Raw genomic sequence first — 15372 nt, 5'->3', positions numbered from 1 at the left:
AGGGGCAGCGGTCCTGTGACTGCTGCCCCTCACGTCAGCGAGCGAAGTCGCTGATCAGCCCTGGAACCGCGCTGTCGAAACCGGACACGTCCAGCATCCCCGGATCCGACGGATCGGCGATCGTGCTGCCGTTCGCGGTCATCGCGACCACGACGAGACGAGCCTCGATCCCGGTCGCCCGACGGTATTGCTGGAGGGCCTGGTGCGGGTGGATGTCCCCGTGCCAGGTCTCGTTGTCGGTGTAAACGAGGAACGTGTCGACCGACAGCTTCCGTCGCCGCGCGTACTGCATCGGCAGCGAGCAGTCCGTCCCACCGAACGGCAGCTCCGACACCGCACGGATCGCACTGTCCAGCCGCTGCCGCGGCGAGATCGGCAGTCGGGTCAGCGCCGTGTTCCGAAAACCGCCCTTGCTCGTGAAGCCGACGATCTCGTACGACGACTCCGTCGCGGCCGTGACGAGTGCGAGCGCTGCCGACGCCTCGCGGCACGTGATCGGCAGCCCTGACACCGGCGACGTCATCGACCCGGACACGTCCAGCGCGAGCAGCAGCCGCTTCCCGGTCGGCTCGACCGCGTCGTACGCCAGGTAGAAGGCGGCGTCGAGCGCGTCCACGATCGGCTGCGACGGCGTCCACTCACTCGCGCCCCGGGCGCCGCGGCCCGCGGAATAGGTGCGCTGGGCAACGAGTACGTTGACCGGGTGCACCCGCGCCTTCCGCAGGCGGGTGGCGTCGGTGAGCTGGTCCGCGACGATCCGCGTCCAGGAACCGAGCGGCTCGAGCAGCCCCAGCCGAGTCAGGCGGGGGAGCTGCCGCAGCAGCGCGGTCTGCGGAAGACCGTTCGCGAGCAGGGCTTCCCAGACCTTCGGCTCGATCAGGAACCGGTCGGGGATCATCTCCCACGACAGCCCCCGGTTGAGCGCGATGACGTCGGCGACCTCGGTCACGTCGGTCGCAGCTTGAATCCGCTCGAACGCACCCAGCAGCGGCAGTCCGGACAGGTCCGCCGGCCGGCCGTGGATCCAGTCGAACAGTTCCCGCCGTACCGGCTCCGTCGTCTTCGGGTGCGACAGCCGGAGCAGATCCGCGTGCGACCAGCCGTTGCGCTGACGGTACTTGAGCACCTGGTACGCGACCGAGTCGGCGCTGCGGTCAGGGTCGACGTACCAGTTGCCGATCGCCCGTCGCGTACCGCGGCCCCAGCCGCCGAACTGCTCCAGGTAGCCGGCGAAGCGGAACAGGTGGGTACCTGTGCGCGCCACAAGCGGTACGGCGGCCAGCGCTGCGCGGCGACCGTCCTCGTCGCCGAGCTTGGCTGCGGCCGCGAGAGCGAACAGAGCAGGGTCCTGCTTCGGGGCCCGTCCGGCAAGGGAGATGTCCAGTACGGCGGCCACGACGTCGGCTGCCTGCTTCCGCGCGAGCTCTACGACCAGTCCGGCGTTCTCCTGCGTCAGGTCGCGTTCGGAGGCGTAGTACGTGCCGCCGGTCGTGCCGAGCGTCAGGAACCGGTGCAGCCGGGCGACGTCGTCCTGGACGAACGTGTAGCCGCCGGCGCGGTTCTTCCGCTGCCGCGGGTCGGCCTGCTCGTCCTGTCGCGTCTGCCGGGTGCTGATCAGCGCCAGCGGATCTGTGGACATGTCCTTTCTCTCCTGTCGGTTTCGGGTACGACAACGGGCAGGCCTGGGTAGACGTGGTGCGTCGACCGGAAGCTGCTCTAGCCACCTGAGCTACGCCGAGCTCACACCCGACGGCAGGACTCGAACCTGCGACCCGCCCATGAGAAGTGGTAACCGATCAACTCCGGCCCACCCAGACCCGCCCTGTGAAGAACTGTACGGCCCGACACCTCCGAACCGCCAAGCAATTAACGGCCACCTGCCTTGGTAGCTAATGGCAACTATTTGCTCTGGTTGTGGACAGCCTGCGCCTTGTGGACAAGTGTGATGTCGCAGATCGTCTTGAAAATAAGGGCTTCTGTGGTTGGAAAACTGTCGGAGGGCGTGTCTGGAGTTGTGGGTAGGGAGGCCTGGCTGAAGACGCTGAGATGGCAACTCGTGGCAGAGCTGGACCAGTCGGGTACGCGAAAGAGATCGGTGCCGGTGACACCGCCGCCTGCTGACACAGCGCTACCGCCAAGACCTCAGACAAACCCGGCGCGACGTCCGAATCGCCACCCGCCTACCCACCTACCCAGCCACCACCGCATCCCTACCCGACCCGTGGCAGGAAATAAGCCGTTGGATGGCGTGTTTTCTCTCTACGGTCGCCTCATGAGCGTTCCCGAGGTGCCGCGTTCCACCCGCGCGCAGGCGGACTCGATTCATCTCGGACTTGAAATCGCTCGGACCCCATTCACTCCACCCGTCGGGAGACGTTCTGGTGACAGCTGTTGAAGTGGCAGAGCTCTGCATGACCTATCGGGCGCCGATCCGGGGGTCGGGCTGGAAGGAGACGCTGAGTTCGGTCTTCAATCGGCAGTACCGGGAGGTGCCTGCCGTACAGCACGCTTCCTTCGCACTTGCCCCCGGCGAGGTTGTCGGCTTCATCGGTCCCAACGGGGCGGGCAAAACGACGACGATGAAGATCCTCTCAGGGTTGCTGCACGCCACGTCCGGGCAGGTTCAGGTGCTCGGCTACTCACCCTGGCAGCGTCGGTCCGAGTTCCTCCGCCAGATCGCCTTCATCCGGGGCAGTCAGCCGGTAGGTGGATCTCAGGAGCTCACGGTGCTCGACACCTTGCAGTACCAGCGGTTGCTCTACGAGGTCCCGCCGGCGGAGTACCGGAGAAACCTCGACGAGCTCACCGAACTGCTCGATCTCAAGGAACTGCTGCAGCGTCAGCTCAGAGCGCTGAGCCTGGGCGAGAAGATGCGGGCCGGGCTGGCACTGTCACTGTTGTATCGGCCCGCGGTGATGTTCCTCGACGAACCGACGCTCGGCCTCGACGTCACCGGCGCTACCACGATGCGTCGTTTTGTTGCCGAGTACGCCGAGCAGACTGCAGCTACCGTGTTGTTGACCAGTCATTACATGGTCGACGTCGCCTCGCTCTGCCCGCGGCTCGTGCTGATCGACAAGGGCCAGGTCCAGTACGACGGCAAACTCGACGAGCTCGCGGCGAAACTCTCGCCGTACAAGCTCCTCCGCCTCACGGCACCGAACGCCGACGAGGAACGACTCCGGAGGGCAGGCGAAGTCCTCGAAGCGTCCGATGGGACCTGGGTCCTTCGGGTACCGCGCGACGCCGTTGCCCGAACCACCGCGGAGCTGCTCACCGAACTGGAGGTCGCGGATCTGTCCGTGGAAGAGGCTCCGCTCGAGGTGGTCATCGACCGCGCCTACCGGGAGGGCGTCGGATGACCATGCCCGCCGCGTCGTACCGCCGCCCCGCATTCCGCCCCCGGCGCCTGCTGCAGATGATCTCGCTGCGGACTCGCATGGAGGTGCTGGAATGGTCGGGCACGTGGTGGTTCCTCCTGACCCTGGTCGTTCAAGCGGTCCTGGGTCCCCTGATCGGCATGTTCGTGTGGTCCGCCGTCTATCCCGCCGACCCGTACGTCGCGACCTACTACGTCGCGCTGCTCCTGGTCACGGTGATGACGGAATCGTTCGAGCAGTTCACCTTTTCCGAGAAGATCTACGACGGAACGATCAGCCACGACCTCCTGCGGCCGCAGCCGGTGATCGTGAACACGATCGGGACCAACATCGCCATCCGGACCTGGCTCACGATCATGGGAGTCCCGGTGGCGCTGCTGACCGGGATCGCCTTCGGGATCTCGCTGACCTGGACCGCCATCCTGGCGGCCCTTCCAGTCTTCGTGCTCGGGGCGACACTCAACTTCTGCTGGATCTTCATGCTGTCCCTGACCGCCTTCTGGACCGAGCGGGTGCATTCCATCGTGGGCTTCGGCTGGACTCTCAACTCCCTGCTCGGGGGGACCATCGCACCGCTGGTGTTCCTACCTGAGCGCTTGCGCGACATCGGCCAGATACTGCCGTTCTACGGCATGCTCGGACTGCCGGCCGACGTCGTCGCCGGCCGCGTTCACGGCCTCGAACCGCTACTCACCGGACTCGGATACCAGGCAGTGTGGATCACCGTCTTCAGCACTGCCGCCGTTTTGCTCTGGCGCGCCGGAATCCGTCGATACACGGTGGTCGGAGCATGAAACTCCTCAGACTCTTCGCCGCCGGATTCGGCCGGTCCGCGCAAGCCACCCTCACCTACCGGATCAACCTGGTCTTCGATCTCGTCTTGTCGATCATCGGCCTGTTCGCGAGCCTCGCCACCGTCTTCATCGTGTACTCGCGGACCGACTCGCTGGCCGGCTGGACCGAAGCCGAAACCTACGTGCTGATCGGCACCTTCCAACTACTCAGCAGCCTGAAGAACGCCTTCATCGACCCGAACCTGTCCTGGTTCCCAGAAAACGGCATCCGCAAGGGCAAGCTCGACACCTTCCTGCTCCAACCCGCGCCGACGCTGTTCCTCGCCAGCCTGTCACGATCGACCCCCTTGTCACTCATCCAGTTCGTCCTCGGACTTGCCGTCATCGCATTCGGACTCAGCAACTACGGACGACTGCCGACGCCCACCGCGATCCTGGCTTGGATGCTGACTCTCGTCGCGGGACTCCTGGTGACCTGGGGAATGGGCGTCCTGCTCGCCTGCCTCGCGTTCTGGGCACCACGCCTGCAACTCGACGTCTTCTACGGCTCGGCATGGGAACTCGCCCGCTGTCCCACCGACATCTATCGCCGTCCCCTGCGACTGGTTCTGACCTATGTCTTCCCACTGACACTCATCGCCACTATCCCGACCACCACACTTCTCAACGGACCACGGTTGCTGGTCCTCGCACCAAGTGTCATCGGAGCGGCGATTGCCTGCCTGCTCGCCATCGGATGCTGGCGAGCAGGTCTACGCCGCTACACCGGCGCCACATCCTGACTCCCACGATGTGGCGGCGAGGTGCCCGTTCCTTCCACGATCCCGCAATCACTCGTCAGAGGGTGGCGATGGTGGTGGCTCGTTCGGTGGGGGTGAGGGTTGCGGCGTCCAGGACGAGGTCGAAGGGGCCGTCCATGCCGTGGCCGTAGTGTCCTCGTGCGTTGCCTAGGTGGCGCCCGTGGTGGCGTTCGAGCTCGCGTTCCTCGACCACCTTGAGCGGGGCCTGCAAGGCGACCCACCGTACGTCGTACCCGGCGAGGGCTTTCCGCCACGCGGGCATGATCGTGGCGTCGACCGGCATCTCGTCGAGGATGACGTTGTTGCCGGCGTCGAGCAGCGCCACCACGGCCGCCCGCATCCCACTCAGCAACCGCTCCCCGGCCACGCCGTAATGCGTGACGATCCGCGGCTTCCCGTCGTCGTCGGTCAGCACATCCTGCCAGAACCCGGGCCCAGGGCCGCGCCGATGACCGGCCCAGTCCTGCGGGAACATGTCGTAGAAGTGATCCAGCCCGACGACGAGATACGGCTCGGGCAGGAGTAGCTGCAGCTGCCGCGCGGTGGTCGACTTCCCGACGCTCGAGGTGCCTGTCAGGCCGATCAGGCGTCCGGGCATGTTCGTGCCTCTCGGGTCGGGTGGGGGAACGGGTCGGTCTGTAAGCCGGATTCTGTGGTGGCGATCATCCATCTACGGTGGCCGTTGCCGGACACCTCTAGCGGCCTACCCGCGAGCTCGGGCGGGCCGCCCTCGGACGCTCGCGCGGGTGGTGGTTTCCCACCGCCCTTCTTGGCCTTGCTCCACGTGGGGTTTACCTAGCCTCCGCAGTCACCTGCGGAGCTGGTGGTCTCTTACACCACCGTTTCACCCTCACCCGCACTCCTATGAACCACGGGGTTCATCGGAGCCGCTGGCGGTCTGTTCTCTGTGGCACTGTCCCGCGGGTTACCCCGGGTGGGCGTTACCCACCACGCTGCCCTGTGGAGTCCGGACTTTCCTCGGCGTCCTCTGCAAAGGACGACGCGATCGCCCGACCGACCCGTTCCGTACGATCAGGATACGGCCTCGGCGGTCACCTCGGGCCACAGGCCGTCCGGTCCCCGGTGGTACGGGCGCACATCGACCACCGCGTCCAGGTTCAGCGGCCCGTAGATGTGCGGGAAACTCATCCCGGTCCCGTCCAGGTCCTCGTCGCACAGCGCGGACACCAGCCGGGCGGTGTCGATCACCAGCAGGCACAGCGGCTCGGTCACGTCGTCGTACGCGAAGTTCGCGACCATCGCGACCTGGTCGGGGCGGGATGCGTGGATGAACGTCGCGCCGTCGTCGAGGCTCTTGCCGCGCGTCGACCACCGGTAGCTCCCGGCCCCGAGCGCGGCCTCCCACTGGTCCACGAACGCGATGTGCAGAATCGTCGCCATGAACCCAACGCTAGTGGGTGCGGCCGTGGATTAAGGTGCTCGACATGGCCAACGAGGAGCGCACCGACCCCGAGACCAAGCCTGAGTCCACACCGGAGAGCAAGCCCGCGACGCCGGTCGACGACCTGGTGACGACGCAGCACACGCTGATGGTCGACGAGCAGGAGCTGCGGTACACGGCGACCACCGGGCGGATCGTGCTCCGCGAGGAGGTGTTCACCGACGGCAAGTTCGACGGTCTGAAGCCGAAGGCGGAGGTGTTCCTCACCGCCTACACGCTGGACGACCCCGAGGGCACCGGCGCTGGGGAGCGGCCGGTGACGTTCGCGTTCAACGGCGGCCCGGGCTCGTCGAGTATCTGGCTGCACCTCGGTCTGCTCGGCCCGCGGCGCGTGGTCTCCGGTGACGTGGGTGAGCTCGCGCCCCCGCCGTACTCGATCGTCGACAACGCCGAGACGTTGCTGAAGTACAGCGACGTGGTGTTCATCGACCCGGTGTCGACCGGGTTCTCGCGGGCCGCGGAGGGGGAGAAGCCGGGGGACTACCACGGGTTCACGCGCGACCTCGAGTCGGTCGGTGAGGTGATCCGGCTGTGGACCTCGCGGAACGGGCGCTGGATGTCACCGAAGTTCCTGGCCGGCGAGTCCTACGGTACGACGCGTGCGGCCGGGCTCGCCGCGCATCTGCAGCAGCGGTACGGGATGTACCTCAACGGCGTCATGCTGATCTCGGTGGTGCTGGAGTTCGGGACGCTCGACTTCACACCGGGCAACGACCTGCCGTACACGTTGTTCCTTCCGTCGTACGCCGCCATCGCGCACTATCACGGGATGATTCCGGACCGGTCGCTCGAGGAGGTGCTCGCGGACGCGGAACGGTTCGCGGCCGGCCGGTACCCGAATGCGCTTGCCCAGGGCAACCGAATCCCGGCGGACTACCGCGCCGAAGTGGTCGGCCGGCTGGCGGCGCTGACGGGACTCAGCGAGGACTACATCGATCGCGTGAACCTGCGGATCGAGCACATGCGGTTCTTCGGTGAGCTGTTGCGGTCCCGGCGTCAGACGGTCGGTCGTCTCGACGGTCGCTTCACCGGATGGAACCCGGACTACGGCTCAGAGACTCCGGACCGCGACCCGTCGATGAACGCGATCACCGGGCCGTACTCCGCGGCGCTGAACCACTACGTGCGCGTCGAGCTCGGCTACGAGAACGACCTGCCGTACGAGGTCATCAACATGGACGCCGCGAAGAACTGGTCGTTCAAGGAGTTCGAGGGCGAGCAGATCTCGGTCGCGTCGAAACTGGCCGAGGCGATGCGCGTCAACCCGCACCTGAAGGTCCACGTCGCCTCCGGCCACTACGACGGCGCCACCCCGTACTTCGCCACCGAACACACCCTCGCCCGCCTCCAGATCCCCGCCGAACTCACCACCAACATCGAAACCAAGTACTACCCAGCCGGCCACATGATGTACGTCCACGACCAGTCCCGCATCCAGCAATCCGCCGACCTGGGCGCCTTCATCACCGCAGCCTCCAACCGAGGCACTCAGGAAGGGTAGATGCGGAAGCCGCTGAACGTGCGGTGTTCGAAGGACTGGTAGAAGTCCTCGGCTGTGTCGGTGACGACGTCTACGCGTTGGGCCCCGGTCAGAGGGGCCGCGTACTCGAGAAGGGCGCGGCCGACGCCCTTGCGTCGGTATGCGTGGTGGACGGCCATCTGCGACAGGTGGGCCTGGATATGACCGTCACTCTGCAGGTACGCGAAGCCGACTACCTGCCCGGTAGGTGGGTTTCCTTGTACTGCGTGATGGTCACGGGAGGGTTAGTACTTCGGCGCCGGTGTCGGTGACTACGAGGGTGTGTTCGAACTGGGCGGTTCGGGACTTGTCCTTGGTGGTGGCGGTCCAGCCGTCGTCCCAGAGGTCGTACTCGTAGGTGCCGAGCGTCAGCATCGGCTCGATCGTGAAGGTCATGCCGGGCTCGATCACGTCGTCGAAGCGTTCGTCGTCGTAGTGCGGGATGATCAGGCCGGAGTGGAACGACGTCGAGATGCCGTGGCCGGTGAAGTCGCGGACCACGCCGTACCCGAACCGCTTCGCGTACGACTCGATCACGCGGCCGATGATGCTCACCTGACGACCGGGCTTGACCGCCTTGATGCCGCGGTTCAGCGCCTCGAGGGTGCGCTCGACGAGCAGCCGGCTCTCCTCGTCGACGTCGCCGACCAGGAACGTCGCGTTGGTGTCGCCGTGCACGCCGTCCAGGTACGCCGTGATGTCGACGTTGACGATGTCGCCGTTCTCGAGCGGACGGTCGTCGGGGATGCCGTGGCAGATCACCTCGTTCACCGAGGTGCACAGCGACTTCGGGTAACCGCGGTAGCCGAGCGTCGACGGGTACGCGCCGCGCTCCACCAGGTACTCGTGGCCGACGGCGTCCAGCTCGTCCGTGGTCACCCCCGGCTTCGCGGCCGCACCGACCGCCTGCAACGCCTGCGCGGCGAGTTTGCTCGCGACCCGCATCTTGGCGACCAGTTCGGGCGACGTGACATAGGACCCGTCGTACGGCGTCGGCGCCGGCTTGCCGACGTACTCCGGACGCGGAATGGAAGCGGGTACGTCGCGGCGCGGCGAAATGACGCCAGAGGTAAGGATCGACATGGTGAGATCATTCTAGAGAGAGCTGCGACAAGACTCCCAGGAGGTGGTCATCCAGATGAGCGACGATCACAGCAACGAGTGGTACTACAACACCAAGACCGGGAAGGTCGAGCCGTACCAGGGTGCGAAGTCGGGCGACCGGCTGGGGCCGTACAGCTCGCCCGAGGAGGCCGCCCGCGCCCTGGAGAAGGCCCAGGAACGCAACGAGGACTGGGACAACGACCCGAAGTGGAACGACGACTGAGGTCGAGCTCCGAATGACGTGCCGAGGGGCACCACCGATCCGGTGGTGCCCCTCGACAGGTGCTGACTGACCAGACGTCAGCGGGCTACTCGCTTGGCCGCGGTCTTCCGGGCCGGTGCCTTGCGCGCCGGTGCCTTCTTCGCAGCCGTCTTCTTCACCGCGGACTTCTTCGCGGCGGTGCGGGCCGGCGCCTTCTTCGCGGCGACGCGCTTCGCGGGAGCCTTCTTGGCGGCGACCTTGCGGGCCGGCGCCTTCTTGGCGGCGACCTTCTTGGCCGGAGCCTTCTTCGCCGCGACCTTCTTCGCCGGCGCCTTCTTGGCGACGGTCTTCTTCGCGGGTGCCTTCTTCGCGACCGTCTTCTTGGCCGTCGTCTTCCGCGCTGCCGTCGTCTTCTTCGCGGCGGTCGCGCGCTTCGCCGGCGCCTTCTTCGCGACGGTCTTCCGGGCCGTGACCTTCTTCGCCGGAGCCTTCTTGGCCGCGACCTTCTTCGCGGGGGCCTTCTTGGCGGTGGTCTTCCGGGCCGGCGCCTTCTTCGCCACCGTCTTCTTGGCGGCGGTCTTCTTGGCCGCACTCACCTTCTTCGTCGCTGTCTTCTTTGCTGCGCTGACCTTGCGCGCGGTGGTCGTCTTCGCGGCGCTGGTCTTCTTCGCGACAGTCTTCTTGGCGGGAGAAGCCTTTTTGGCTGTCGCCTTCCCTGCGGCTGCCTTCTTGGCTGGCACTCTGCCTCCTTGGTGCGGCTGAGGAAAACCACGGTGGATTCCTCGTCGTCATGATGATGACAACACTTGTGCGCTACGTAAAGCACCGGAAACGTCCGCAGGTTAAGGAGAACTGGCGGCGTGTGTGCGCATAAATGCCGAAAATCCTTGTGCAGAAGGGATTCCGCCGCGCCCCGAGCATGCCGGATTGGCAGAATATTTTCTTGGCGACACGCGCACAATCTGCCCCGCAAACGCCCGGATCGACGAGTGTTGTCCTCGGCAACGTCCTGCGAACGTGAGGTGCAGCGAGCAGATGAAGAGTGCGTACGACGACCTGCGCAACGTCGTCGAACTACCCGCCGAGGTGCGTCGCGTGGTGAGCATCGTGCCGTCGTTGACGGAGTCGATCGCGGTCACGCATCCGGCCGAAATCGTTGGTGCGACCGACTGGTGCACACATCCCGCGGACCTCGACGTCGTCCGCGTTCGCGGTACCAAGAATCCCGATCTCGAACGCATCCGCGCACTGGCCCCGGACGTCGTCGTCGCGAACGCCGAAGAGAATCGCGCAGCCGATCTCGACGCGTTGCGATCGAGTGGAATCGCGGTCTGGGTGACGGCGCCGACGACGGTGCCCGAATCACTCGACTCACTCGGTCGCATGCTGTCCGCGATCATCGGCGGCGAACCGCAGTGGTTGCACGATGCGCGCGCGGTGTGGAGTACGCCGTACGACGGAATGCGCCGGCGGGCCGTGATACCGATCTGGCGACGGCCGTGGATGGCGCTCGGGCGGGACACGTTCGCGGGTGATCTGTTGTCGAGGATCGGCATCGACAACGTTCTGGTCGATTCCAGTGAACGTTATCCGCGGATCGATCCGGACGCGTTACCGAACTACGACCTCGCGGTACTGCCCGACGAGCCTTATCCGTTTTCTCCCGACGACGGCCCGGAGGCGTTCACGCAACCCGCACGCTGTGTGTCAGGACGGCATCTGACCTGGTACGGACCGTCACTCGTCGAGGCCCGCGATCTCCTGAGCGGACAGCTTTCGTGACCTCCGCCACGCTTACCGCCTGAGGTCTGGACGGGTTAGGTATGCCTCACCTACGCTCGCCGCGTGCCGTCGATGACCGCGAAGAAGAAGTGCTGCAAGGACAAGCCGAGGTGCAAGAAGTGCCCGGTTGTCCTGCTGCGCCTGTCGAAGGCAGGCTGCGCCGAGCGGCTCGATCGTCGGCACTACGACGTGGACAAGAAGGTCCCGAAGAAGGTCCTGAAAGAAGCCCGGCAGCGCTGATCGGACGTGGGCTGACTCAGGAGGCGCGGCGCAGCGTGATCACGTCCGCCGCGCGCCGGAGCATCCCGGGGATCGTGGCGTGCGCGGCCTGACCGGTCGCCTCGAGATCGTCGCCGTACCACCAGCCGTGCGCGCTGATGGTCTGCAGCTCCAGCTCCTCCTGGTTCGCGAACGTCACGTCGACACTGTCCACCGCGACCGCGAAGAACGTCTGATGCTGGACGATCCGGCACCCGCCCCACTCGAACTCGATCGTGTTCGTCGCGACCGGTGTGCCGAGCGCGTCGACCGGCAGCACGATGCCGACCTCCTCGCGCAGTTCGCGGCCGGCCGCTTCCGCGACCGTCTCACCGGATTCGACGCCGCCGCCGATCGTGAACCAGTACGGCGTCTGCGGTTTCAGCGGATCCCAGCCGTGCAGCAGCAGCACCTTGCCGTCCGGACGCACCGGCAGCACGCGGGCCGTCGTACGGTGCCGGACCGTTCCTGGTGGTGGCAACTGGGATTCGCTCACACCACAAAACGCTAAGGGACAGTGCGTGTTCCGCGTCGGGTGCTGCGGCGCGTCTCACATGGTTGCTGTGGACATCTACGATCGAAACATGGCAAGCATCGGTCTCGGTCTCGCAGCCCTCGGGCGTCCCGGCTACATCAATCTCGGGCACGACGAGGACCTGCCGCCGCGACGTGCGGTCGAGGACCTGCGGACGCGGACACACGAGCTGCTGGAGCAGGCCTGGCAGGCAGGTGTTCGGTACTTCGACGCCGCGCGTTCGTACGGTCTTGCCGAACAGTTCCTCGGAGAGTGGATCACACCAGAACGCCGTACCGCGATGACCGTCGGGTCGAAGTGGGGCTACACGTACGTCGCCGACTGGAGGCACGACGCGGACACGCACGAGGTGAAGGACCACAGCCTCGCGACGTTCGAACGTCAATGGCCGGAGACCCTGCAAGCGCTGGGTGGGCCTCCGGACTTCTACCTCGTCCACAGCCTGACGTCCGACAGTCCCGCCCTCGAGGACAAGCGCTTGCTCGATCGGCTGCGCGAACTCGCCGACTCCGGTGTCCGCGTCGGGCTCTCCACCAGCGGTCCACGGCAGGCCGAGACGCTGCGCAAGGCCTTGTCCTCCGGTACGCCGTTCTCCGCCGTACAGGCCACCTGGAACGTTCTGGAGACGTCAGTAGGACCTGCGCTCGCGGAGGCGCACGATGCTGGGTGGTTCGTCGTCGTCAAAGAGGCTGTCGCCAACGGCCGTTTGACGTCCCGCGCCGGCGAGACGCCGTTCAACGAGTTCGCCCACCAGCACGGCGTCGCACCGGACGCACTGGCCGTCGGCGCGGCGGTCGCTCAGCCGTGGGCCGACGTGGTCCTCAGCGGAGCAACCACGACGGCCCAACTGGCCAGCAACCTCGCGTACCGCACGGACGGCCCGCTCACCGAGTTCGTCCAGCAACCAGAGGAGTACTGGACGGAACGCTCCTCCCTGCCCTGGATCTAGAAGGTGTGTTCGTCTCCCGGGAAGGCGCCGGATGCGACCTCGGAGGCGTAGGTGGTGGCCGCACTGGTGAGGATGCCGCGGAGGTCGGCGTACTGCTTGACGAAGCGCGGCATGGTGCCGGAGCGCAGGCCGGCCATGTCCTGCCACACCAGCACCTGGGCGTCGGTGTCGCGGCCGGCGCCGATGCCGATCGTCGGGATCGGGATGCGTTTGGTGATCTCCGCGGCGACGTCGCCCGGGACCATCTCCAGCACCACCGAGAACGCACCGGCCTCGGCGAGCGCCACGGCGTCGTCGATCAGACCGGCCGCTTGATCGCCTCGGCCCTGCACGCGGTACCCACCGATGCTGTGCTCGCTCTGCGGGGTGAAACCGATATGCGCCATCACCGGGATGCCGGACTGCGTGAGCTTCTCGACCATCGGTACGACGGTCCGCCCGCCTTCGAGCTTCACCGCATGGACGCCCGCTTCCTTCATGAAGCGCACTGCGGTGTGGAACGCCTGCTCCGGGGACGCCTGGTACGAACCGAACGGGAGGTCCGCGACGACGAGGCAGTGCTCGACCGCTCCGGCCACTGCACGCGCCAACGGGATGAGCTCGTCAACCGTCACCCGGAGGGTGGTGTCGTAGCCGTACACGTTGTTCGCGGCGGAGTCACCGACCAGCAGGACCGGGATGCCGGCCTGGTCGAAGATCTCGGCGGTGTACTGGTCGTACGCCGTCAGCATCGCCCACTTCTCACCACGGCTCTTGAAGTCCCGCAAATGATGAATCCGATACCGCCGCGGCCGCTTCACCCCATCACCAGCAGGCTTCCCAGCACCACCGCCGTACGGCGAAACCTCACCCTCACCCGCCGCGACAGACGTACCAGCAGCCGACCCGCTAACCGCAGACGACCCGGCTGCTGACCCACCACCCGCAGACGAGCTGCTCGCGGCGACACCTGTTCCGTTGCTCGCAGACGTGTTGCTCGCACCTGCGCCCGGGCGCCCGCTGGACGCGGACGTGTTGCTCGTGCTTGGGGGCGCGCTGCTCGTGGACGCGTTGCCGGTGACTGCACCTGCCGGGCCTGCATCTGTTCTGTTGCGCGCAGATGAGTTGTCGGCGGGCGTGCTTGCCGGGGCTGGGTTGGCCGCGGTGCCTGAGCCGGTGTGGTCCGGGAGGTTTTGTGGAGTGGCTGCAGACGGGGTTGCTGCGTCGGCTGCGGCCGGTGGGCCTGCGAAGGGGTTGGGTGGGGTTGGTTGGGCGCGGCGGCCGGCTCGGTGGGAGGTTGCTTGTTCTGGGGAGATCTGGCTGGGGGCGTCCTGCTGGACGCCCGCGCGACGGCGGGCGCCGATCGGGCGTGCTGCGCCGGGTACGTGCGGCTGTTCGCCGGCCGGGGTCCCAACTGGTTCGTCGGTGACCGGTGCGTTGCTTTCGTACTCGGCACTCGGGTCCGACAGATACCCGTTGTCCCGCACACCAGCCGCGTCCGGCCGCAGCCGAATCTCCTGAGGCCGAGTCTCCTCACCCTGCCCCCGCTCAACCACACCCCGCCGCTGAGCCTCTTCCCGCCGTTGGGCTTCCTCGCGCCGTTGGGCTTCCTCGCGGCGTTGGGCGTCTTCGGTGTTGCGGGTGTCTTCCTGCCGGCGGGGTGGTTCGGGGATGCGGTCGTGGCTCCAGATGGGTTCTGGGCCTGGGCCCGGCTCGTAGCGGCGAGGTGGTTCCTGGCCCCGACCGGCTTCCTGGGCACGCGGTGCGTCGGGCGGCTGGAGCCGCTGCGGCGGCCGCGGCGGCTGCTGCGGACTCAACCCATTACTCAACCCATTACTCAGTCCATTACTCGACCCGTGCCCGTTGCTCGAGCTGTGGTTCAATCCGTTGCTCGGCGCCGGCGGCTGCGGAGCGAACGGGTTCTGCGGCGCCGGGCTGCCCCAGTTCGCGCTGCCGTTGGACGCCTGCGGCGGGCGCTGCGGCGTACCGCTTCCACCCGACGCCGGAGGCGCCGGCGGCTGAGCCGGCCGCGGCTGCCCCGCACCCGCCGCGCCATTGGACCCAGGCCCGAACGGACTAGGCCGCCCCTGCGGCGGTGCCTGCGGAGGCTGTTGCGCCGGCGGCTGCGGCCGGAACGGGTTCTGCTCCTGGTACTCCCGCCCGTACGACTCCTCCCGCGACTCCCCGTAGTACTCCCGCCGCTCCGGCTGCTCGGCTCGCTCAGTCCTCTCGACCCGCGGCGGCTGCTGCGCAGGAGGCGGCGCACTGGGCAGGTACGGCGGTTTCGGGACGTACGGCTGCTGCGGGACCGGCCCGCGCTCGTACGTCCGCGGTGCGTTCGGCAGCGACGGTGACGGGTCAAGACCCCACGAGGACCTGGCAGCGTCGTAGTCCGAGCGCCAGGTGTCGTCGTCGTCCGAGCGGCGGTGTTCCTCGGTTGCCCGGTTCGCCGGTCCGGTCCCGTACGGCGAGGGCAACTCCTCGTCGTCACCCTGGGTACCGGCCGACAGGAAGTTGTCAACCATGCCTTCATCGTCCCACCGATGCGGAGGGTGAGCGCCACCGCCTGTGGGTGAGCGATCGCTCACACCGTCGACACCGTCGCGGT

Annotated in this window: 15 protein-coding genes, 1 other RNA gene and 1 pseudogene; 8 read left to right on the top strand and 9 right to left on the bottom strand. The window is 66.9% G+C overall.

The annotated features are described in order from the left end of the window. Positions 1–34 precede the first annotated feature (34 nt). On the bottom strand, positions 35–1639 hold the full coding sequence (locus E0H50_RS17055) for a TROVE domain-containing protein (protein WP_131289310.1): 1605 nt from the start codon (positions 1637–1639) through the stop codon (positions 35–37). A 742-nt stretch (positions 1640–2381) separates the two neighbouring features. Between E0H50_RS17055 and E0H50_RS17050 the strand changes: the two genes are divergently transcribed. The 3 genes from E0H50_RS17050 to E0H50_RS17040 are packed head-to-tail and all read left to right on the top strand — an operon-like array spanning position 2382 to position 4956. Next, on the top strand, positions 2382–3362 hold the full coding sequence (locus E0H50_RS17050; RefSeq protein ID WP_238151017.1) for an ABC transporter ATP-binding protein: 981 nt from the start codon (positions 2382–2384) through the stop codon (positions 3360–3362). Beyond that, positions 3359–4174, top strand: a complete 816-nt coding sequence (locus E0H50_RS17045; protein ID WP_131289308.1) for an ABC transporter permease — start codon at positions 3359–3361, stop codon at positions 4172–4174. Before E0H50_RS17050 ends, E0H50_RS17045 begins: the two co-directional genes overlap by 4 nt. After that, a complete protein-coding gene (locus E0H50_RS17040; RefSeq protein WP_131289306.1) occupies positions 4171–4956 on the top strand; it encodes an ABC transporter permease in 786 nt (261 codons plus the stop codon). Before E0H50_RS17045 ends, E0H50_RS17040 begins: the two co-directional genes overlap by 4 nt. A gap of 55 nt (positions 4957–5011) precedes the next feature. On the opposite strand, the gene E0H50_RS17035 is transcribed toward E0H50_RS17040, so the two are convergent. From E0H50_RS17035 to E0H50_RS17025, 3 genes are all read right to left on the bottom strand, one after another. Then, entirely contained in the window at positions 5012–5572 is a 561-nt protein-coding gene (locus E0H50_RS17035; RefSeq protein WP_131289304.1) for a phosphotransferase-like protein, read from the bottom strand. 25 nt (positions 5573–5597) lie between these two features. Continuing rightward, positions 5598–5996, bottom strand: an RNA gene (rnpB, locus tag E0H50_RS17030) — RNase P RNA component class A. Positions 5997–6006: 10 nt separating this feature from the next. Then, positions 6007–6375, bottom strand: a complete 369-nt coding sequence (locus E0H50_RS17025; protein WP_131289302.1) for a DUF952 domain-containing protein — start codon at positions 6373–6375, stop codon at positions 6007–6009. A 44-nt stretch (positions 6376–6419) separates the two neighbouring features. Between E0H50_RS17025 and E0H50_RS17020 the strand changes: the two genes are divergently transcribed. Then, positions 6420–7937 (top strand): S10 family peptidase, encoded by a 1518-nt coding sequence (locus tag E0H50_RS17020; protein ID WP_131289300.1) that lies wholly within the window; start codon positions 6420–6422, stop codon positions 7935–7937. On the opposite strand, the pseudogene E0H50_RS44515 reads toward E0H50_RS17020, so the two are convergent. Together E0H50_RS44515 and map are read right to left on the bottom strand one after the other, a co-directional pair. Next, positions 7925–8149: pseudogene (locus tag E0H50_RS44515) on the bottom strand (GNAT family N-acetyltransferase); the annotation flags it as partial. The gene E0H50_RS17020 and the pseudogene E0H50_RS44515 sit on opposite strands and share 13 nt — an antisense overlap. Before the next feature lie 40 nt (positions 8150–8189). Further along, positions 8190–9038, bottom strand: a complete 849-nt coding sequence (map, locus tag E0H50_RS17010) for a type I methionyl aminopeptidase (RefSeq protein ID WP_131289298.1) — start codon at positions 9036–9038, stop codon at positions 8190–8192. A gap of 55 nt (positions 9039–9093) precedes the next feature. Here map and E0H50_RS17005 point away from each other — a divergent pair, with 55 nt between their 5' ends. Continuing rightward, positions 9094–9282, top strand: coding sequence for a hypothetical protein (locus E0H50_RS17005; protein WP_131289296.1), 189 nt, complete (start codon positions 9094–9096; stop codon positions 9280–9282). A 77-nt stretch (positions 9283–9359) separates the two neighbouring features. On the opposite strand, the gene E0H50_RS17000 is transcribed toward E0H50_RS17005, so the two are convergent. Then, positions 9360–10001, bottom strand: coding sequence for a histone H1-like repetitive region-containing protein (locus E0H50_RS17000; RefSeq protein ID WP_131289294.1), 642 nt, complete (start codon positions 9999–10001; stop codon positions 9360–9362). 295 nt (positions 10002–10296) lie between these two features. On the opposite strand from E0H50_RS17000, the gene E0H50_RS16995 reads away from it, so the two are divergent. Both E0H50_RS16995 and E0H50_RS42965 read left to right on the top strand, forming a co-directional pair. Then, positions 10297–11043, top strand: coding sequence for a helical backbone metal receptor (locus E0H50_RS16995; protein WP_131289293.1), 747 nt, complete (start codon positions 10297–10299; stop codon positions 11041–11043). A gap of 63 nt (positions 11044–11106) precedes the next feature. Continuing rightward, the gene (locus tag E0H50_RS42965) at positions 11107–11283 is read left to right on the top strand and encodes a hypothetical protein (RefSeq protein ID WP_165547150.1); all 177 of its coding nucleotides are present in this window, start codon (positions 11107–11109) and stop codon (positions 11281–11283) included. Between the two features lie 16 nt (positions 11284–11299). Here E0H50_RS42965 and E0H50_RS16990 read toward each other — a convergent pair whose 3' ends face one another. Beyond that, positions 11300–11797 (bottom strand): NUDIX hydrolase, encoded by a 498-nt coding sequence (locus tag E0H50_RS16990; RefSeq protein WP_131289291.1) that lies wholly within the window; start codon positions 11795–11797, stop codon positions 11300–11302. A gap of 88 nt (positions 11798–11885) precedes the next feature. Here E0H50_RS16990 and E0H50_RS16985 point away from each other — a divergent pair, with 88 nt between their 5' ends. After that, positions 11886–12785 (top strand): aldo/keto reductase, encoded by a 900-nt coding sequence (locus E0H50_RS16985; RefSeq protein WP_131289289.1) that lies wholly within the window; start codon positions 11886–11888, stop codon positions 12783–12785. Here E0H50_RS16985 and panB read toward each other — a convergent pair. Next, on the bottom strand, positions 12782–15289 hold the full coding sequence (gene panB / locus E0H50_RS44405) for a 3-methyl-2-oxobutanoate hydroxymethyltransferase (protein ID WP_337590382.1): 2508 nt from the start codon (positions 15287–15289) through the stop codon (positions 12782–12784). The genes E0H50_RS16985 and panB overlap by 4 nt on opposite strands. Positions 15290–15372 lie beyond the last annotated feature (83 nt).

Source organism: Kribbella sindirgiensis, from assembly GCF_004331435.1.
GTDB lineage: Bacteria > Actinomycetota > Actinomycetes > Propionibacteriales > Kribbellaceae > Kribbella > Kribbella sindirgiensis.
Note: the sequence above shows the minus strand (reverse complement) of the source record. Positions and strands in the feature narration are given on the sequence as shown.